Source organism: Pseudomonas sp. FP2300 (assembly GCF_030687595.1).
In the GTDB taxonomy this organism is placed as follows: Bacteria; Pseudomonadota; Gammaproteobacteria; order Pseudomonadales; family Pseudomonadaceae; genus Aquipseudomonas; species Aquipseudomonas bijieensis.
The window spans coordinates 1827373-1847161 of sequence record NZ_CP117440.1 but is presented as its reverse complement, the minus strand read 5'-3'; the positions used below and the strand labels follow the sequence as shown (position 1 = coordinate 1847161).

Annotated in this window: 20 protein-coding genes; 6 read left to right on the top strand and 14 right to left on the bottom strand. The window is 62.4% G+C overall.

Features of this window, described 5'->3' with window-relative positions; genetic code table 11:
• Positions 1 to 104 precede the first annotated feature (104 nt).
• The 5 genes from mnmC to PSH86_RS08140 all read left to right on the top strand — a co-directional run bounded on the left by mnmC (position 105) and on the right by PSH86_RS08140 (position 7687).
• On the top strand, positions 105 to 2087 hold the full coding sequence (gene mnmC / locus PSH86_RS08160) for a bifunctional tRNA (5-methylaminomethyl-2-thiouridine)(34)-methyltransferase MnmD/FAD-dependent 5-carboxymethylaminomethyl-2-thiouridine(34) oxidoreductase MnmC (RefSeq protein ID WP_305489130.1): 1983 nt from the start codon (positions 105 to 107) through the stop codon (positions 2085 to 2087).
• Between the two features lie 276 nt (positions 2088 to 2363).
• Positions 2364 to 4136, top strand: a complete 1773-nt coding sequence (locus tag PSH86_RS08155; protein ID WP_176688399.1) for an N-acetylglutaminylglutamine amidotransferase — start codon at positions 2364 to 2366, stop codon at positions 4134 to 4136.
• Positions 4137 to 4139: 3 nt separating this feature from the next.
• On the top strand, positions 4140 to 5885 hold the full coding sequence (ngg, locus tag PSH86_RS08150; RefSeq protein ID WP_109751378.1) for an N-acetylglutaminylglutamine synthetase: 1746 nt from the start codon (positions 4140 to 4142) through the stop codon (positions 5883 to 5885).
• Positions 5886 to 6063: 178 nt separating this feature from the next.
• Complete coding sequence (locus PSH86_RS08145; protein WP_109751377.1) at positions 6064 to 7254, top strand: osmoprotectant NAGGN system M42 family peptidase; 1191 nt, start codon at positions 6064 to 6066, stop codon at positions 7252 to 7254.
• Between the two features lie 205 nt (positions 7255 to 7459).
• Positions 7460 to 7687, top strand: coding sequence for a YheU family protein (locus PSH86_RS08140; protein WP_003199186.1), 228 nt, complete (start codon positions 7460 to 7462; stop codon positions 7685 to 7687).
• Here PSH86_RS08140 and csrA read toward each other — a convergent pair.
• The 3 genes from csrA to PSH86_RS08125 all read right to left on the bottom strand — a co-directional run bounded on the left by csrA (position 7676) and on the right by PSH86_RS08125 (position 9233).
• Positions 7676 to 7876, bottom strand: a complete 201-nt coding sequence (gene csrA / locus PSH86_RS08135; protein ID WP_057448496.1) for a carbon storage regulator CsrA — start codon at positions 7874 to 7876, stop codon at positions 7676 to 7678. The genes PSH86_RS08140 and csrA overlap by 12 nt on opposite strands.
• A 151-nt stretch (positions 7877 to 8027) precedes the next feature.
• On the bottom strand, positions 8028 to 8360 hold the full coding sequence (locus PSH86_RS08130) for a YnfA family protein (RefSeq protein ID WP_109751831.1): 333 nt from the start codon (positions 8358 to 8360) through the stop codon (positions 8028 to 8030).
• Between the two features lie 57 nt (positions 8361 to 8417).
• On the bottom strand, positions 8418 to 9233 hold the full coding sequence (locus PSH86_RS08125) for an SDR family oxidoreductase (protein WP_109751376.1): 816 nt from the start codon (positions 9231 to 9233) through the stop codon (positions 8418 to 8420).
• A gap of 289 nt (positions 9234 to 9522) precedes the next feature.
• Here PSH86_RS08125 and PSH86_RS08120 point away from each other — a divergent pair, with 289 nt between their 5' ends.
• Positions 9523 to 9675: a DUF3309 family protein gene (locus PSH86_RS08120; RefSeq protein WP_003183939.1), complete on the top strand. Its 153-nt coding sequence runs from the start codon at positions 9523 to 9525 to the stop codon at positions 9673 to 9675.
• Positions 9676 to 9737: 62 nt separating this feature from the next.
• Here PSH86_RS08120 and PSH86_RS08115 read toward each other — a convergent pair whose 3' ends face one another.
• The 11 genes from PSH86_RS08115 to ccmA form a co-directional block, all read right to left on the bottom strand.
• Positions 9738 to 11831 (bottom strand): LTA synthase family protein, encoded by a 2094-nt coding sequence (locus PSH86_RS08115; protein ID WP_109751375.1) that lies wholly within the window; start codon positions 11829 to 11831, stop codon positions 9738 to 9740.
• 385 nt (positions 11832 to 12216) lie between these two features.
• On the bottom strand, positions 12217 to 12624 hold the full coding sequence (locus tag PSH86_RS08110; RefSeq protein WP_109751374.1) for a hypothetical protein: 408 nt from the start codon (positions 12622 to 12624) through the stop codon (positions 12217 to 12219).
• Between the two features lie 14 nt (positions 12625 to 12638).
• Complete coding sequence (gene ccmI / locus PSH86_RS08105) at positions 12639 to 13841, bottom strand: c-type cytochrome biogenesis protein CcmI (RefSeq protein ID WP_116831753.1); 1203 nt, start codon at positions 13839 to 13841, stop codon at positions 12639 to 12641.
• On the bottom strand, positions 13834 to 14307 hold the full coding sequence (locus PSH86_RS08100; RefSeq protein ID WP_176688401.1) for a cytochrome c-type biogenesis protein: 474 nt from the start codon (positions 14305 to 14307) through the stop codon (positions 13834 to 13836). Before PSH86_RS08100 ends, ccmI begins: the two co-directional genes overlap by 8 nt.
• Positions 14304 to 14840, bottom strand: coding sequence for a DsbE family thiol:disulfide interchange protein (locus PSH86_RS08095; protein ID WP_109751371.1), 537 nt, complete (start codon positions 14838 to 14840; stop codon positions 14304 to 14306). Before PSH86_RS08095 ends, PSH86_RS08100 begins: the two co-directional genes overlap by 4 nt.
• A complete protein-coding gene (locus PSH86_RS08090; RefSeq protein WP_109751370.1) occupies positions 14837 to 16825 on the bottom strand; it encodes a heme lyase CcmF/NrfE family subunit in 1989 nt (662 codons plus the stop codon). The genes PSH86_RS08095 and PSH86_RS08090 overlap by 4 nt, the downstream gene beginning before the upstream one ends.
• A 3-nt stretch (positions 16826 to 16828) precedes the next feature.
• Entirely contained in the window at positions 16829 to 17284 is a 456-nt protein-coding gene (gene ccmE, locus PSH86_RS08085) for a cytochrome c maturation protein CcmE (RefSeq protein ID WP_109751369.1), read from the bottom strand.
• Positions 17281 to 17457, bottom strand: a complete 177-nt coding sequence (ccmD, locus tag PSH86_RS08080; protein WP_109751368.1) for a heme exporter protein CcmD — start codon at positions 17455 to 17457, stop codon at positions 17281 to 17283. The genes ccmE and ccmD overlap by 4 nt, the downstream gene beginning before the upstream one ends.
• Positions 17454 to 18209, bottom strand: coding sequence for a heme ABC transporter permease (locus PSH86_RS08075; protein ID WP_109751367.1), 756 nt, complete (start codon positions 18207 to 18209; stop codon positions 17454 to 17456). Before PSH86_RS08075 ends, ccmD begins: the two co-directional genes overlap by 4 nt.
• Positions 18210 to 18303: 94 nt before the next feature.
• Complete coding sequence (ccmB, locus tag PSH86_RS08070) at positions 18304 to 18972, bottom strand: heme exporter protein CcmB (protein ID WP_109751366.1); 669 nt, start codon at positions 18970 to 18972, stop codon at positions 18304 to 18306.
• Complete coding sequence (ccmA, locus tag PSH86_RS08065) at positions 18969 to 19604, bottom strand: cytochrome c biogenesis heme-transporting ATPase CcmA (RefSeq protein WP_109751365.1); 636 nt, start codon at positions 19602 to 19604, stop codon at positions 18969 to 18971. Before ccmA ends, ccmB begins: the two co-directional genes overlap by 4 nt.
• Positions 19605 to 19789 lie beyond the last annotated feature (185 nt).

The window sequence follows — 19789 nt, the reverse complement described above, 5'->3', positions numbered from 1 at the left end:
GCCCTGTGCAGCAGATTCCATCCAGATGCGCGCTCTATTGCGATGGGTCAAGCAAGCCCATACCGATCGGCTAGAATGGCCGCTCAGTTTTGACCGAGCCTGCCATGACGCCCATCCAGCAACACGCCCAACTCGACTGGGATGACCAGGGGCGCCCGCGCTCGCGGGTGTTCGATGATGTGTATTTTTCCGACCAGTCGGGCCTGGACGAAACCCGTTATGTGTTCCTTGAGCAGAACAATCTGGCCGAGCGCTTCGCGGCCCTGGCCGATGACGAGCGGCTGGTGATCGGCGAAACCGGATTTGGCACCGGCTTGAATTTCCTCTGCGCCTGGCAGTTGTTCGAGCAGTGCGCACCGACCGGGGCGCGGCTGCATTTCGTCAGCGTCGAAAAATATCCCCTGAGCCCCCGGGACCTGCGCCGGGCACTGGAACTGTGGCCGCAACTCAAGCATCAGGCGGAGCAATTGCTTGAGCAGTACGTTGCGGTCCACCAGGGCTTCCAGCGGCTGACTTTGGCGGGTGGACGAGTGACACTGACCTTGTTGATCGGCGATGCCCTGGAGCAGTTGCCGCAACTGGACGGGCAGATCGACGCCTGGTTCCTGGATGGCTTCGCCCCGGCGAAGAACCCCGAGATGTGGACCGCCGAGCTGTTCGCCGAACTGGCCCGGCTGGCCGCACCCGACGCCACCCTCAGCACCTTCACCAGCACCGGTTGGGTCCGTCGATCGCTGAACGCGGCGGGCTTCAAGATGAAGCGCACGCCAGGCATCGGCCATAAATGGGAAATCCTTCGTGGCGTGTTTCTTGGCTGGCCGGAGCAGACACCCGCACCAGCCCCGGCAAAACCCTGGTACGCCCGCCCGACCACTCTGATCGGCGAGCGCCGGGCACTGGTGATCGGCGGCGGCCTGGCCGGTTGCGCCAGCGCGGCCAGCCTCGCCGCCCGCGGCTGGCAGGTGACGCTGCTGGAGCGTCATGCCGGGTTGGCCGAGGAAGCCTCCGGCAACCCCCAGGGCGTGCTGTACCTTAAGCTGTCGGCCCACGGCACCGCTTTATCGCAGATGATCCTCAGCGGCTTCGGCTACACCCGGCGCGTGCTCGAACAACTGCAACGCGGCGTTGACTGGGACGCCTGCGGCGTCTTGCAATTGGCCTTCAACGGCAAGGAAGCCGAGCGTCAGGCGCAACTGGCCGAGGCGTTCCCAAGGGATTTGCTGCACACCCTGGATCAGTCGGAGGCGCAGGTTCGGTCCGGCATCGACCTGGCCTGTGGTGGCTTGTTTTATCCCGAGGGTGGTTGGGTGCATCCGCCGGCGTTGTGTCGCTGGCAAGCCTCGCAGCCAGGGATTGATGTGCAACCCCATCATGAAGTGCTGCAACTGCGCCGAATCGACGGCCAATGGCAGGCATGGGACGGCGAACGCTGCCTGGCCAGTGCGCCGGTGGCGATCCTCGCCAGCGCGGCCGAGATCAAGCGTTTCGAACCGGCCGCCGAGTTGCCGCTCAAGCGCATTCGCGGGCAAATCACCCGCCTGCCGCAAACCAGCCGCAGCCAGAGCCTGGCGACCGTGGTTTGCGCCGAAGGCTATGTGGCCCCGCCACGGCTGGGCGAACACACCCTGGGCGCCAGTTTCGACTTCAACAGCGACGACCTGACCCCCACCGCCGCCGAGCACGCCGGCAACCTGCGGATGCTCGAAGAAATTTCCCAAGACCTGGTGGAGCGCCTGAACGCCGCCACCCTGGACCCGCAACACCTCGAAGGCCGCGCGGCGTTCCGTTGCACCAGCCCGGATTACCTGCCGATCGTCGGACCGTTGGCCGACCGCCAGGCCTTTACCGAGGCTTATGCAGCGCTGGGCAAGGACGCCCGCCAGGTGCCGGATACCCCCTGTCCGTGGCTCGATGGCCTGTACATCAACAGCGGTCACGGTTCCCGCGGCCTGATCACCGCGCCCCTATCGGGCGAACTGATCGCCGCCTGGCTGGACAACGAACCGCTGCCACTGCCCCGCAGCGTGGCCGAGGCCTGCCATCCGAACCGGTTTGCGTTGCGAGCATTGATTCGGGGCAAGGCCTGACGCCGATTTTTGCCCCCACCACAAATCCTGTGGGAGCGAGCCTGCTCGCGATCGCGGTGGCTCAGATGGTACCTGGGTTGACTGACACACCGCGATCGCGAGCAGGCTCGCTCCCACATATCCTTGAGTTATACGGCAGACCAAGCGGCCGCCACCCGTCGCCTTATAACGCATCGATCTAAAACTCACAGCAATCCCCCCGGTCAGTTTCAGGGTACCCGCCATGTCGGCGCGTGCTGCTTGACCCCTCCCCAACGGAAAAACCGGTAAGGACTTATGTGCGGATTAGCTGGAGAGTTACGTTTCGATCAACAACCTGCGGACCTTGCGGCCGTAGAGCGAATCACCCATCACCTGGCCCCACGCGGCCCCGACGCCTGGGGCTTTCATAGCCAGGGGCCGATTGCCCTGGGCCATCGGCGCCTGAAAATCATGGATCTGTCGGACGGCTCGGCCCAGCCGATGATCGACAATCAACTGGGCCTGTCCCTGGCTTTCAACGGCGCGATCTACAACTACCCCGAACTGCGCACTGAACTCGAAGGCCTGGGCTACACCTTCTATTCCGGTGGCGACACCGAAGTGCTGCTCAAGGGCTACCACGCCTGGGGCGAGGCGCTGCTGCCCAAGCTCAACGGCATGTTCGCCTTCGCCATCTGGGAGCGCGATACCAAGCGGCTGTTCATCGCCCGCGACCGCCTCGGCGTCAAGCCGCTGTACCTGTCGCGCACCGGCCAGCGGCTGCGTTTCGCCTCGGCGTTGCCGGCGCTGCTCAAGGGCGGTGATATCAACCCCGTACTCGACCCGGTGGCGCTCAACCATTATCTGAATTTCCACGCGGTGGTCCCGGCGCCCCGCACCTTGCTGGCGGGCATTGAAAAACTGCCGCCCGCCACCTGGATGCGGATCGAAGCCGACGGCAGCACCGAGCAGAAAACCTGGTGGACCCTGCCCTACGGTCCCCGGGCCGACGAACAGCACCTGAACCTGGAAGACTGGATCGACCGCGTGCTCGACAGCACCCGTGAAGCGGTCGCCATTCGCCAGCGCGCCGCCGTGGATGTCGGCGTGCTGCTTTCCGGCGGGGTGGATTCGAGCATGCTGGTGGGTCTGTTGCGCGAGGTCGGTGTTGAAGACCTGTCCACGTTCTCCATTGGTTTCCAGGATGCCGGCGGCGAGCGCGGTGACGAGTTCCAATATTCGGACCTGATTGCCAAGCACTACGGCACCCGTCATCACCAACTGCGCATCGACGAGAAAGAGATCATCGAGCAACTGCCGGCAGCATTCCGTGCCATGAGCGAGCCGATGGTCAGCCACGACTGCATCGCCTTCTACCTGCTGTCACGGGAAGTGGCCAAGCATTGCAAAGTGGTGCAAAGCGGCCAGGGCGCCGACGAGCTGTTCGCCGGTTACCACTGGTACCCGCAGGTCGATGGCGCCAGCGATCCGTACGCGGCCTATCGCGCCGCCTTCTTCGATCGCAGCTACGAAGAATATGCCGCCACGGTGCAACCCAAATGGCTGACGGCCAACGATGCCGCCGGTGATTTCGTCAAGGAGCATTTCGCCCAGCCGGGCGCCAATGCGGCGGTGGACAAGGCCCTGCGCCTGGACAGCACGGTGATGCTGGTGGACGACCCGGTCAAACGCGTCGACAACATGACCATGGCCTGGGGCCTGGAAGCGCGCACGCCCTTCCTGGATTACCGCTTGGTAGAACTCTCGGCCCGGGTCCCGGCGAAATTCAAGCTGCCCGATGGCGGCAAGCAGGTGCTCAAGGAAGCCGCCAGGCGGGTGATCCCTAGCGAGGTGATCGACCGCAAGAAGGGGTATTTCCCGGTGCCTGGCCTCAAGCACCTGGAAGGCAACACGCTGGCCTGGGTCCGCGAACTGCTGCTCGATCCGAGCCAGGATCGCGGCCTGTTCAACCCGGCCATGCTCGACCGCCTGCTGACCGACCCCAACGGCCAGCTCACGCCGTTGCGCGGGTCGCGGCTGTGGCAGTTGGCGGCGCTGAACCTGTGGCTCAGCGAGCAAGGAATCTGATCGATGAAACCTTACGCAACCGTTCACAACCAACGCCTCTTGCGTGGCCAGGCACCGTCCTACGAACGCCTGCAGGCGCGCCTGGCCGAAGACGGCAGCGAATTGGGCGCCGACCCGATCGCGGTGCATTGCGGCTGGGGCCGACTGCTGATCGGCCACACCTTCCCGGACCCGGCGAGCCTGGCCCGGGAACTGCTCAACGAACAACCCGGCGAACGCGACATTGCCTTGTACGTCGCCGCGCCCCAGCAGGTGCTGGGGCTGGAACCGGCGCAACTGTTCCTCGACCCATCCGACACTTTGCGCCTGTGGTTCAGCGACTATCGCCAGGCCACGCGGGTGTTTCGCGGGTTCCGCATCCGTCGGGCCCAGGGCGAGACCGATTGGCAGGCCATCAACCAGCTCTACCAGGCCCGGGGCATGCTGCCCATCGACCCGCAGCGACTGACCCCACGTCATGAAGGCGGCCCGGTCTATTGGTTGGCCGAAGACGATGACACCGGTGCGGTGATCGGCAGCGTCATGGGCCTGAATCATCAGAAGGCCTTCAACGACCCGGAAAACGGCAGCAGCCTCTGGTGCCTGGCCGTCGATCCGCAATGTCAGCGGCCCGGTGTTGGCGAAGTGCTGGTGCGCCACCTCGTCGAGCATTTCATGAGCCGTGGCTTGAGTTACCTCGACCTGTCGGTGTTGCATGACAATCGCCAGGCGAAAAACCTCTACGCCAAACTCGGCTTTCGCAACCTCTCGACCTTCGCCATCAAACGCAAGAACGGTATCAACCAGCCGTTGTTCCTCGGGCCAGGTCCCGAAGCGCAGTTCAATCCTTATGCGCGAATCATTGTCGAAGAAGCTCACCGGCGTGGCATCGAAGTGCAGGTGGACGATGCCGAGGCCGGCTTGTTCACCCTGGTTCACGGCAGCCGTCGGGTGCGCTGCCGCGAGTCCCTGAGCGACCTGACCAGCGCCATCAGCATGACTCTTTGCCAGAACAAAAGCCTGACCCACAAGGTACTGAAGAATGCCGGCCTGAACCTGCCGGCCCAGCAGTTGGCGGGCAATGCCGATGACAACCTGGCGTTTCTCGACGAGCACGAACGGGTGGTGGTCAAGCCGCTGGACGGTGAACAAGGCCAAGGCGTGGCAGTGGACCTGCGCACCATCGAGGAGGTGCAAAGCGCCATCGAAGCGGCTCGGCGGTTCGACAGCCGGGTGCTGCTGGAAAGCTTCCACGAAGGATTGGACCTGCGGATCCTGGTAATCGGTTTTGAAGTGGTGGCGGCAGCGATCCGGCGCCCGGCGGAGGTGATCGGCGATGGCCGGCACACGATCGGCGCGTTGATCGAAGCCCAGAGTCGCCGACGGCAAGCGGCCACGGGCGGCGAAAGCAAAATCCCGATGGATGCCGAAACCTTGCGCACGCTCAGCGCGGCGGGGTTCGACTATGACAGCGTGTTGCCCGCCGGGGAGCATCTGTTCGTACGACGCACGGCGAACCTTCATACCGGAGGCGTGCTCGAGGATGTCACCAGCATCCTGCATCCGACCCTTGTCGATGCGGCGGTGCGCGCCGCGCGGGCGCTGGACATCCCCATGGTCGGCCTCGACCTGCTGGTGCCGGCGGCCGATCAACCCGAGTACGTATTCATCGAAGCCAACGAACGCGCAGGCCTGGCCAACCACGAACCACAACCCACCGCCGAGCGTTTTGTGGATTTGTTGTTTCCCCATAGCCAGGCGGTGGCCTAGCCCTTCTTCCGTGGCGAGGGAGCTTGCTCCCGCTGGGCTGCGAAGCGGCCCTTCTCCGCGGCCCTCCGGGTTTTTGCATCGACCTGGAGCTCAAAAGGGACCGCTCCGCGGTCCAGCGGGAGCAAGCTCCCTCGCCACAGGTTCCCTACTTCAATTTAATGTTCCGTGAGGAGTTTCCATGATCAGCAAAATTCCCGAACCGGATCTCGAATACCTGCAAAAGGTCCTGCTGGAGATGCTCGCCATTCCCAGCCCGACCGGCTTTACCGACACCATCGTGCGTTACGTCGCCGAGCGGCTCGAGGAGCTGGGTATCGCGTTCGAAATGACCCGCCGCGGCACGATCCGCGCCACGCTCAAGGGCCGCAAGAGCAGTCCCGACCGAGCAGTATCGGCCCACTTGGACACCATTGGCGCTGCCGTGCGGGCCATCAAGGACAACGGCCGCCTGACCCTGGCCCCGGTGGGTTGCTGGTCCAGTCGGTTTGCCGAAGGCAGTCGGGTCAGCCTGTTTACCGACACCGGCGTGATTCGGGGCAGCGTGCTGCCGTTGATGGCATCCGGGCACGCATTCAACACCGCCGTGGATGAAATGCCCATCAGTTGGGACCACATCGAGCTGCGCCTGGACGCCTATTGCGCCACCCGCGCCGATTGCGAAAGCCTGGGGGTGGGCATCGGCGATTACGTGGCCTTCGATCCCTTGCCGGAATTCACCGAAAGCGGTCATATCAGCGCCCGGCACCTGGACGACAAGGCCGGGGTCGCGGCGCTGCTGGCGGCGCTCAAGGCGATTGTCGACAGCGGCGAAGAACTGCTGATCGATTGTCACCCCCTGTTCACCATCACCGAGGAAACCGGCAGCGGTGCGGCGGCTGCACTGCCCTGGGATGTGAGCGAATTCGTCGGCATCGACATCGCGCCCGTCGCACCTGGCCAGCATTCGAGCGAACATGCGGTCAGCGTGGCGATGCAAGACTCCGGAGGCCCTTACGACTATCACCTGTCGCGACACTTGTTGAAACTGGCCAAGGAAAACGAGGTACCCGCACGCCGCGACCTGTTCCGCTACTACTTCAGCGACGCCCATTCGGCCATCACCGCCGGCCATGACATCCGCACCGCCCTGCTCGCCTTCGGCTGCGACGCCACCCATGGCTACGAACGTACCCACATCGACAGCCTGGCCGCCCTCAGCCGCCTGCTCGGCGCCTACATCCTCAGCCCGCCGGTATTCGCCAGCGACGCGCAACCGGCCCAGGGCTCGCTGGACCGCTTCAGCCACCAGATCGAGCACGATGCACAGATGGAAAGCGATACCCGGGTACCGTCGGTGGATAGCCTGGTGGGGCAGCGTTCCGATAACTGACCCAGCATTTTCACGGCCTGGAATATCGCCATCGCGAGCAGGCTCGCTCCCACATTGAGTTTTCAGTGCGACTCAAAAACCCTGGGGGGAGCTTGCTCCGGGCGGCGTTCCGACGATGAGGCCGGGACAAACAACCGTAAAACCCAGGCTAGCCGCAAAAGCCCATTGGCCGTAGCATCGCCTCATTGTCTAGCCGAGGTACCCCATGCTCATCCCCCACGACCAACTCGAAGTCGACACGCTCACTCGCCTGATCGAAGATTTCGTGACCCGCGACGGCACCGACAATGGTGACGACACGCCCCTGGAAACACGGGTTCTACGAGTCAGACAAGCCCTGACCAAAGGCCAGGCGTTGATCGTCTTCGACCCCGAAAGTGAACAGTGCCAACTGATGCTCAAGCACGACGTGCCCAAGCACCTATTCGACTGAACAGGCCTTGCGAGTGGCTTGGGCCTTTCTCTTCTGGATCTTGTCGTAGATTTCGGAGCGATGGACATCGACGTGCCGTGGCGCTTCCACGCCAAAACGCACGGTGCCACCGCTGACCGACAGCACACGGACGGAAATATCGTCACCGATGGAAATCAACTCACCTACAGCGCGGCTTAGTACAAGCATGGTTCTTGTCCTTAAGAATGTCTGGACCCTGACCATGCCCGGCCTGTTTCCTGTTCTCAAGACACCCGCGAGAATTCAGTAAGGCCCTACAAGCAAAGCTCCTGTGACTGACGGAAACTTCCTGCAAAACCCTGTCGGATCGCAGGTGGTTTCAGGGCGCCGAGAGTCGTGGGCCGAATAGAATCACACTCGCCCCCAACACGCAGAGCGCCACGCCAATCCAGTCGGAACCCAATGGCCGCACCCGCTCCACCATGGCCAGCCAGCCGATCGAGGCAATGATATAGATACCGCCATAGGCGGCGTAGGCGCGCCCGGCGTACGTCGCTTCGATGCGGGTCAGTAACAGGGCGAATAACGTGAGGCTGAGCAATGCCGGGACGATCCACCAGGCGCTCTTGCCCTGGCGCAGCCACAACCAGAAGGCGTAGCAGCCCGCGATCTCAAACAGCGCGGCGAGAAAAAACCACAGGTAATTGAGCATGCAGATGTCCATCAGGAAGGCCGAATGGCGCCATCCTGAGGACATCGGGCAGCCAGGTCAATTCAGGTTTTGCCGGGCCTTGGCGCGCATCTTGTCGGCCATGACGGTCATTTCGTCGTACAGCAATTGTGGGTTCTTCTGCTTGAGGGCCCACGCCATGCGCCCCTGTTCATGAGGCAGGATCATGAACTGGCCCTGGGCGACCTGCTGGTAGATGTAGTCGGCAATATCCGCGGCGCTGATCGGTGAGCTTTCCAGCAACTTGCCAACCTGGGCCTTCATGGCCGGGGTCGGGCCGCGGAAGGAGTCCAGCAGATTGGTCTGGAAGAACGACGGGCACACCACGTGTACGCCAATTTCCTGCTGCGCCAGTTCCACCAACAGGCTTTCCGACAATGCCACTACTCCAGCCTTGGCCACGTTGTAGTTGCTCATGGCAGGCCCCTGCATCAGGGCCGCCATGGAGGCGATGTTGATGATCTTGCCGCGGCTTTTCTCCAGCAGCGGCAAGAACGCCTTGCAGCCCTTGACCACGCCCATCAGGTTGATTGCGATCTGCCAGTCCCAATCCTCCAGGGAAAGTTCACTGAAGAACCCGCCCGAGGCAACGCCGGCATTGTTGACGATGATATCGATGCCACCGAGCTTCTCTTCGCAAGCCTGGGCGAACGCAGTCAATTGGCTGTAGTCGCGCACATCGCAACGCTGGGTGAAGCCGTCGCCACCGGCGGCGCGCACCAGCTTGAGGGTTTCCACAAGGCCTGGCTCGCTGACATCCGACAAGGCCAGGCGCCAGCCTTCGCGGGCCCAGCGCAGCGCGATTTCGCGACCCAGGCCGGAGCCGGCACCAGTGATCATCATGCGATTTTGCATAGCAAACAGCCTTGTTCCGGGAGAGATAGGCCGAGTGTAGCGAAGGAGTTCTGCGGACCCACGCTCCATCAGATTGCTGAATGGCGAGGGCAAACCGTAATGGGTTTTGATCGAGGAGCGCCCTTTGTGGGTATTGGGCTGCACAATTGCACTTTCATACGACCACAAAAAACTTTGAATTTTTTACAGGACGTTACGGTCGGACTTATTAAGCCGCCCGGATTTAACGCATGCGCGCTGGCAGTTGAAAGTTGTATCACCCCAGAACTGACCAATAAGGAAATCTACAATGGGCACAATTCTTATCATCATCCTGATCCTCCTGCTGATCGGTGGTCTTCCGGTCTTCCCGCACTCCAGAAGTTGGGGTTACGGTCCGTCCGGTATCATTGGTGTAGTGTTGGTGGTGCTGTTGGTCCTGCTATTACTGGGCAAGATATAAACCACCAAGTAAGTGCAAAAAAAAGAGGCCTCTAGAGGCCTCTTTTTATGCTCGCTGTTTTATCAATCCGGCTTGCCGTCAACGACGCCAGCGGTGTTATCCAACAGGCTTTTGGTCGCCGTTTGCAGGAACGATTCGAGCTTGAGTTTCATCTGCGCGGTATCCGCTGCATCCGGGATGATTTCCGCATGCGGGTTGGCGCCCAGCTCATAGCGATACATCTTCGGCGCCATTTCCTTCTCCTTCGGCAGTACCAGGATCTGGTCATCGCGGATGATCGCCGTGGTCTGTTCGCTGCCCGACGGCTTGATCACACCAAAACCAGGGTCGCCTTGCGGCAGGTTCAGCAGGTCGCGGCCCCAGCACTGGTTGCGCACTTGCCCGCCGATCCGGCCCATGATGGTCGGCACGATGTCGACTTGAGTGCCCACGGTATGGTTACGCTGGCCGAATTTTTCCTGGATGCCCGGGCCGATCAGCAGCATCGGCACGTTGAAACGGCCCAGGTCCATTTCGGTGATCTGGCGTTCGTTGCCAAAACCATGATCGCCGACCACCACGAACAGGGTTTCCTTGAAGTACGGCTCCTTGCGGGCCTTCTCGAAGAACTGGCCCAGTGCCCAGTCGGCGTAGCGCATGGCGGTCAGGTGTTCGTTCAGGCTGCCGCGGTCGGTGACCCGCTCCACGGGCAACGGTGTCGGCAGAGCATACGGCGTGTGGTTGGACAGGGTTTGCAGCAAGGCATAGAACGGCTTGCCGTTTTCCCGCGCCTTGAGCTCGATCAGGCCACGGTCGAACATGTCCTGGTCGGACACGCCCCAGGTCGGATCGGAGAACACCGGGTTCACGAAGTCGTTACGCCCGATGAAGTTGGTCATGCCCTGGCTGCTGAAGAACCCCGACTGGTTGTCCCAGGCGAAATCGCCGTTGTAGACATACACGTCGTCGTAGTCACGGGCGCTGAGCAGTTGCGGCAGGCCCGACAGCTTGTGGCTGCCCTCCGGCGTCTGCATCAGGTATTCGAAACCCGGCAGGTTCGGGAAGCACGCCATGGTGGCGAACATGCCTTGGTGGGTGTGGGTGCCGTTGGAGAAGAAACGGTCGAACAACAGGCCTTCCTTGGACAGCTTGTCCAGGTAAGGCGTGATGTTGCCCGGCGCGCCCAGGGCGCCCACCGAGTGACCGGCCATGCTTTCCATGAGGATCACAACCACGTTCTTGATCGGCAGGGTCTTGTCCGCTGGCGGCGTGTAGTCGCGGCGCACGGCGGCGGTCTCGGTGTCCACGAGTTTATCGTCAGGCATCACCAGCATGTCCCGCACGGTCTGCTGTGCCAGCGGTTGTTCAAGGGTGGCTTTCCAGATGTTGTCGCGGTCTTCGGACATCCGGCTCTTGGCCGCCGCCACCAGCGACAACGTACCGTTGAGGCCCAACTGGTTGGCGAAGTTCGAATCGGTGGTGTAGACGTCACCCCAACGCAGCGGCGGGCCTTGGCGCAGGGTGCCGCGTGCAGCGGCCACGGCCACCAGCAGGCAAACCATGAACACCGCGACACGCCCATACCACGGAGCGATCTGCCGGGTACCGATGGTGCCGCCACTGAACGGCCCACGGGGCCGAGTGGCGCGGTCAGCGCCCTTGAAAGCAAGGCTCAGGATGAGGGTGCCGCCGACCCAGGCCAGCAGGTAGCGCACCACCGGGAAACCGTACCAGAGCATGCTCATCACGGTTTTCGGGTCTTCCTTTACATACTGGAAGACCAGGCCGTTGAGGCGCTGGTGGAATTCACGGTAGAAATCCATCTCCATCAAGCCCAGGAACAGCGCGATGCTGGAGGTGACGGTCAGCCAGAAACGAAAGAACCCACGGGCCGCCATGGCCCTGGCGCTGAACAATGCCAGCAGCAACGGGATGCAGAGGTAGACCACCAGGCGCAGGTCGAAACGCAGGCCGTTGACGAACGCTTCAACGAAGGTCGAGGCCGGGGTGTCGAGGATCATCTCGCGGTTATAGACCAGCAGCGCCACGCGCAGCAGGCTGAACATGACCATCATCACCAGGGCGCAAAGCAACGTATAGGCCAGGTGCGATTTGACGGTCGGTTGCAGCAGGCGATGCGTATTGCGCTGCTGACTCAGGGCGTCCGGGATTGCCATGTCGTTTAAGGACCCTATTGGAGTTGGAGTGACAAAAGAAACAACGGCGCGCCCTCTGTTGACCAAAGCCTGGCCTCGGGGCTTGCGCGAGAGCGCAAATGTTGCACGAACGGCTATGGCATTGCCATTAAATAACCGGCGGCGATATAAGCGCGTGGGATTGTCCGCAAGATTTTGTGAAAATTTCGTTCAAAGAATATCCGGAAACACAAAAAAGCCCGGCCGATTGATGAAGTTGAGCCGAACGCTATTGTGGCAAAAGGATTTATCTGTGGGAGCAAAGCTTGCTCGCGAAACAGGCGCCTCGATTTCTGAAAGACCGCATTGCCTTTATCGCGAGCAAGCTTTGCTCCCACAGATGCCCTCTGGCTCCAGGGGCCCGTGCTTAGTGGAATTGCCGCCCCAAGCCCGCCGGCACACCTTCGATGGTGGTGTCTTCCCATGGGCCATTGGGGCTGACTGAACGGCTCCAACCGTTGTTCCAGCGATAATAGGTACGCTGGCGATAGAACGTGTTCGTCTGGTTGTCCAACACATAAACCCCAAGCTTGGCGTCCCAGTGGCTATTGCCACCCGGCGGCGGGGCGAAACTGGCGGAGGTACGTGGCACCGGCTTGGCCGGTTTGTTCGGGATGACAGGCTTGCCCGGCGGTGTGGACGGGACCGGCTTGGTGGTCGGGGTCGACGGAGGGATCGGTGGCAGCGGCGCCGAGGGCTCCGACGGACGCTGGACCGCACAAGCGCTCAGGCCCATGACGAGCGTGAGCAGGGTGATACGAGCGATGGCGGTCATGGTGCGAATTCCTGTTATTTGTCCGGGCTGTCGATGGTCAGTTGTTGCTGCGCCGTGGTGCTGCTCGCCAGGGGCTGGCTGCGGCCGATCCACTCACCGGCGGTCGGCTGGCCGGCCCGGGAGATGCGCGCCACCAGTTGGACTTCGGGGAAGTTCGACAGTTTCAACTGCGGCATCATTGCGTCCGCGTCACCCAGCTCCACCGTGATTGGCAGATCGGCGACGGTCATGCGCTTGGCGGCCAGCGGCGCCGGCGGGCCGCTGACGGCGCGGGCGAAGATGAACACGCTGTCGCCCGGCTGCACCTTGGCCTTGAGTGCCGGCGCCAGGTCGACACGCACCTTGAGCAGTGCCGCAGCCTTGGTCACAGGAGCCTGGACGACCTTGCCGCCGCTGGCTTGCAGCTTCTCGGTGGCCCGGGTAATACCGCCCTGCAGCGCCTCACGGGACTTGTCACCCTCCGGCAGTTCCACCAGCAGGCGCCCCCAGTAATCGATCGCATCCTGATAGCGCTCGCCTTCGAACGCGGCGATACCCAGCAGGCCAAGACTGGTGACCTCCTTGGGATCGAGTTTCAGCGCTTCATCGGTCAGGGTCTGGACCTTGTCCGACCATTTCTTGCCATCGGCGAAATACTGCGCCTGGGCCCACTGCCCGAGCAGCTCGGGCTGGCGGCCGGCCACCGCCACGGTGCGCTCGAAGATCTTCGCCGCGTCTGCGGGTCGATCCTGTGCCATGTAGGTACGCCCGAGGAAGTAAAGGCCTTCAGCGGAGTCCGGCTGCGCCGCCACCGCCCGTTCCAGGCGCTGGGTCATTTCCTCCATCGACTGCGGCGCCTGGGCGAATTCACGGGTCAGCTCGACCTTGTCGCTGGCACCGAAGTGCAGGTACAGCGCCAGGCCCAACAGCGGCACCAGCACGGCGGCGAGCAACGGCAATGGCTTGCCCAATCGGGACTCCCGTGGCGCATCGGCGCCCTCGGTGTCGGCGAGCAGCTCGCGGGCGGCTTCGGCGCGACCAGTGTCCAGTTGCGCGGCGTTGAGCACGCCCTCCTCTTGCTCGGCCTGCAACTCGGCGATGCGTTCCTGGTACAGCGCCACGTTGAGCGCGGTACGGTCCTCCTCTCGTTGAGCGCGACGACCACGCAGCACAGGGATCAACAGAAAACTCAGGGCAACCAGAAGAAGCAGACCTGCGGCGAGCCAGAAATCAATCATGCTTGGTTTTATCCAACAGTTGGTCGAGGCGCTGGCGCTCTTCGACAGAAAGCGTATCCGGGGCGGCCGTGCGCTGGACCCGGCGCCGACGCACGATCACCGCGATGACCACGAAACCACCCAACAGCAACCCGGCGGGGCCGAACCAGAGCAGCGCGGTCTTGGAGGACAGGGCGGGGTTGTAGCGCACGAACTCACCGTAGCGATCGACCATGAAGTCGATGATCTGCTGGTTGTCCTTGCCCTCGCCGAGCATGCGGAAGATTTCCTTGCGCAGGTCGGCGGCAATCGGTGCATTGGAGTCGGCGATGTCCTGGTTCTGGCACTTGGGGCAGCGCAGTTCCTTGGTCAGTTCGCGAAACCGTTCGCGCTCGCCGTCGTTGGCGAATTCGTAGGTGTCGATGGCGGCATGGGCCACACCGACCAGGCTCAAGCCGAGGACGGCAGCCGCTAACCAGCGCTTCATGGCTTGGCCTCGTCCACCAGGGCTTGATACTTGGCAGCCAGTTTCTCGCGCCAGACCTGTTCGTCGATCACGCCGACGAACTTGTCGCGGATGACACCCTTGGCATCAATAAGGAAAGTTTCCGGTGCGCCGTAGACCCCCAGGTTCAGGCCCAGGGAGCCGTCTTCGTCACGAATGTCCAGTTGATATGGATTGTGGAACTCGGCCAGCCACTTCAAGGCGTCGGCATTGACGTCCTTGTAATTGACGCCGTAGATCACCACGCCGTTCTGGGCCAGTTTGTTCAACACCGGGTGCTCGACCCGGCAGGAAATGCACCAGGTGCCCCATACGTTGACCAGCGCCGGTTTGCCCAGCAGGTCGGCGCGGGTCAGGGTCTTGTCGCCTTGCACCGATGGCAGGGAAAACTCCGGGAACGGCTTGCCGATCATCGCCGAGGGCAACTCGGTCGGATTCAGGTACAGCCCTCGGTACAAAAACACCGCCATCAGCAGGAACAGCGCCAGCGGCACCAACATCAACCAACGTTTCATGCAGTGGCTCCCGTCACGCCCAGGGCTTCACGCACCCGGGTTTTCACCTTGACTCGATATCGACGATCCAGCGCCGCCAGCACCCCACCCAGGCCGGTGAGCAAGCCACCGAACCAGATCCAGCGCACGAACGGCTTGACGTGGACTCGGACCGCCCACGCGCCGTCGCCCAGGGACTCGCCCAGCGCCACGTAGAGATCGCGGGTGAAACCGGCATCGATCCCGGCTTCGGTCATGACCGAGTTCTGCACGGTGTAGAGGCGCTTTTCCGGATGCAGCACGGTAATTTCCTCGCCGTTGCGAAGGACCCGCACAGTGCCTTTGTCGGACGTGAAATTCGGCCCCTCGAAGTGTTTGGCGCCCTCGAAAACGAACTGATAGCCGGCCAGGTCCATGGACTCTCCCGGCGCCAGGCGCAGGTCACGCTCGGCGCTGTTCTGGCTGGACAGCACCACGCCCAGGGCGCAGACGGCGATGCCCAGGTGGGCGACCTGCATGCCCCAGTAACTGCGGGTCAGGGTCGGCAGGCCCTTGATCAGGCCTTTGTGACGAGTCTTGTCGAAGATATCCCGTACGCCCGCCAGCAACACCCAGGCCGCCAGCACGAACGTCGCCAGCACCGCCCAATTGAAGTCGCCATAGGCCACGCCGGCCACCACGGCCAGGGCGGCCGTGCCCAGCAGTACCGGGGTCAACATGCCCAGCAGCCACTTGAGCGGGGTGTCTTTCCAGCGCACCAGCACACCGATAGCCATGACCACCATCAGGATTGCCATCAGCGGGATGAACAGCGCATTGAAGTACGGCGGCCCGACCGACAGCTTGGCGCCGGACAACGCATCGAGTACCAGCGGGTACAACGTCCCCAGCAGAATCATCGACGCGGCCACCACCAGCACCAGGTTGTTGCCCAGCAGCAGGGTTTCCCGGGACCAGAGGTTGAAGCCGACCTGGCTCTTGACCACCGGTGCACGCAGGGCGAACAACGTCAGGGAACCGCCGACCACGAACAACAGGAACATCAGGATGAACACGCCACGTTCAGGGTCCGAGGCGAAGGCATGCACCGACGTGAGCACGCCGGAACGCACCAGGAACGTCCCCAGCAGGCTCAGCGAGAACGCCGCGATGGCCAGCAGCACGGTCCAGCTCTTGAACACACCGCGTTTTTCCGTGACGGCCAGGGAGTGGATCAGTGCCGTGCCCACCAACCAGGGCATGAACGAGGCGTTTTCCACCGGGTCCCAGAACCACCAGCCGCCCCAGCCGAGTTCGTAGTAGGCCCACCACGATCCCAAGGTGATGCCAATGCCGAGGAAAGCCCAGGCGACGATGGTCCACGGACGCGACCAGCGTGCCCACGCGGCATCGAGGCGACCGCCAAGCAATGCGGCGATGGCGAAGGCGAAGGCCACGGAAAAACCGACGTAGCCCATGTAGAGCATCGGCGGGTGAACGATCAGGCCGATGTCTTGCAGCAATGGGTTGAGGTCGCGACCATCCATCGGCATCTGCGGCAGGATGCGCTTGAACGGGTTGGACGTGACGATCAGGAATAGCAGGAAACCGGTGCTGATCATGCCCATCACCGCCAGCACCCGGGCCAGCATCACCTGGGGCAACTGCCGGGAGAACACCGAGACGGCGAAGGTCCAGCCAGCGAGGATCAACGCCCAAAGCAACAGCGAGCCTTCGTGGGCGCCCCACACGGCACTGAACTTGTAGTACCAGGGCAAAGCACTGTTGGAGTTGCTGGCGACGTACTCGACGGAAAAGTCGTCGGCCATGAACGCATAGGTCAGGCAACCGAAGGCGAACAGCATAAAGACGAACTGGCCCCACGCCGCCGGCTGGGCCAGGCTCATCCACAAACGGTCACCACGCCAGGCCCCCAGCAACGGCACCACGGCTTGCACCAGGGCAAAGCACAGGGCCAGGATCATAGCCAGGTGGCCCAGCTCGGGAATAAAGATGCCGGTAGTCATCGATCAACCCTCCTTCACGGGAGCGGGCGCCGACTGGCCGCTGTCTTTCAAGGCCTTGGTCACTTCCGGCGGCATGTATTTTTCGTCGTGCTTGGCCAGCACTTCGTCGGCCACCACCACGCCGTCGGCGTTGAGCTTGCCCAGGGCGACGATGCCCTGCCCTTCGCGGAACAGGTCCGGGAGGATGCCGCGATAGGTGATGGTCACGGTCTTGTTGAAGTCGGTGACATTGAATTTCACGTCCAGCGAATCCCCGGAGCGCACCAGCGAGCCTTTTTCCACCATGCCGCCGGCGCGGATGCGGGTGTCCTTGGGCGCTTCGCCGTTGGCGATCTGGGTCGGGGTGTAGAACAGGTTGATATTCTGCTGCAAGGCACTCAGGGCCAGGGCGACCGCGGCACCGACACCCACCAGGATCGCAAGAATGATGACAAGACGTTTTTTGCGCAGCGGATTCACTGACCGTTCTCCCGGCGCAGACGACGCGCCTCTTGTTGCAGATACCGCTTGCGGGCCAGGATCGGCACCGCCACGTTGAGGCCCAGCACCACCAGGCAGATGCCATAGGCTGACCAGACATACAGGCCATGATGGCCCATGGCGAGGAAATCGCCGAATGAAGCGAAACTCATCGAGCGACCTCCAGGCTGTTCTGTACTTCGGCCTTCACCCAACTGGTCCGGGACTCACGCTTGAGCACTTCCAGGCGCATGCGCAGCAGCAGCACCGCGCCGAAGAAACAGTAGAAACCCAGCACGGTCAGCAACAGCGGCAGCCACATTTCGACGGGCATCGCCGGTTTTTCGGTGAGGGTGAAGGTCGCGCCCTGGTGCAGGGTGTTCCACCACTCCACCGAGTACTTGATGATCGGGATGTTGATCACGCCGACAATCGCCAGCACCGCACAGGCCTTGGCGGCACTGTCACGATTGCTGATGGCGTTGCCCAGCGCAATAAGACCGAAGTACAGGAACAGCAGGATCAGCATCGACGTCAGTCGCGCATCCCAGACCCACCACGAACCCCAGGTCGGCTTGCCCCAGATCGCACCGGTGACCAGCGCCACCGCGGTCATCCAGGCACCGATGGGCGCGGCGCATTGCAAGGCCACGTCGGCCAGCTTCATCTTCCACACCAGCCCGACCACACCGCACACCGCCAGCATCACGTAGACGGACTGGGCCAGCATCGCCGTGGGCACGTGGATGTAGATGATGCGGAAGCTGTTGCCTTGCTGGTAGTCCGGCGGTGCGAAGGCCAGGCCCCAGACCACGCCAGAACCAATCAGCAACAGTGCCGCGATGCTCAACCATGGGAGCAGTTTGCCGCTGATGCCGTAGAACCACTTGGGTGAGCCGAGCTTATGAAACCAGGTCCAGTTCATTACTGTTTCCATCACGGTTGCGGCTCGCCATCACGAACCGCCGGGGCGGCCTTTACTTCCAAAGAAGTGGTCAGTTTCTGACCAGGCCTCGTTATTATTCGCCGACGCTGATCTTCAGGCCAGCGGCTATTGCAAAGGGTGTCAAGGTTATCGCCAGGGCGGTCAGGCTCCCAAGCCACAGCAGATAACCGATCGCGGGCATGCCTTGCAATGCCGCCTGCAAGGCACCACTGCCCAGGATCAGGACCGGGATATACAACGGCAGGATCAGCAACGCCAGCAACAGGCCGCCGCGCTTCAACCCCACCGTCAACGCCGCGCCCACCGCACCAAGCAGGCTCAGCACCGGAGTGCCCAGCAGCAACGACACCAGCAACACCGGCATGCACGCGCCGGGCAGCCCCAGCATCATCGCCAGCAGCGGCGAGAGCAGCACCAGTGCCAGTCCGGAAAAAACCCAGTGTGCCAGTACCTTGGCCAAAACCAGAAGGGCCAGGGGGTGCGACGAAAGGACCCACTGTTCCAGTGAACCGTCTTCGAAATCACTGCGGAAAAGCCCGTCCAGCGAGAGCAGGACCGATAAAAGCGCGGCGACCCAGACCAGTCCCGGAGACAAGGTTTGCAACAATTGAGTCTCTGGACCGACCGCCAACGGGAACAGTGCGATGACGATCGCGAAGAACACCAGTGGATTGGCCAATTCGGCCGGACGACGGAACAGCAGGCGCGCCTCGCGGGCAAGCAACAGGCCAAACACACTCATACGGCCCAGTTCCCCAGATCAATGTTGCGATAACCGGCTGGCATTCGCGCCAGCGTGTGGTGGGTGGTCAAGAGCACCATGCCGCCGTTTTCACAGTGCCGGGCCAGGTGTTCCTCAAGCTGGGCGACGCCCTGCTTGTCCAGGGCGGTGAACGGTTCGTCGAGAATCCACAACGGCGGGCTGTCCAGGTACAACCGGGCCAGGGCCACTCGGCGCTGCTGACCGGCGGACAAGGTGTGGCTCGGCACGTCTTCGAAACCGCGCAGCCCTACAGCCGCCAACGCCTGCCAGATCGCCTCGCGCCCGACCGGCGTATGCAACGCGCACAGCCAACTGAGGTTTTCTTCGGGGGTCAGCAAATCCTTGATACCGGCGGCATGGCCGATCCAGAGCAGATTACGGGCCAGTTCGCTGCGCTGGCTGTGCAAGGGCTGGCCATTGAGCAACACCTGGCCTGCGGTGGGCTGCATCAGGCCGGCCAGCAGGCGCAGCAGGCTGGTCTTGCCGCTGCCGTTGGGACCACTGATCTGCACCATATCGCCACGCGAGAGTCTCAATTCGAGATTTTCGAAAAGCAGTCGCAAGTCTCGCTCACAGGCGAGGCCAACGGTTTGCAGGAGAGGACTGGTCAAGGGATCGCGGGCCTTATACGGTTCAAGTCGGCGGTGCAGCGGCCGTTAAAGAGGTGCAGCATAGATGCTTTGACGACCTGTTCCACAGAGCTGCGTCAAACAATTGCAAGGTTTTCGCCACTCCCTGAAAGACGGGCGGCATTATACATGTCATGCCCTACTCTAAAGAGGGCTTATTTTCCCAG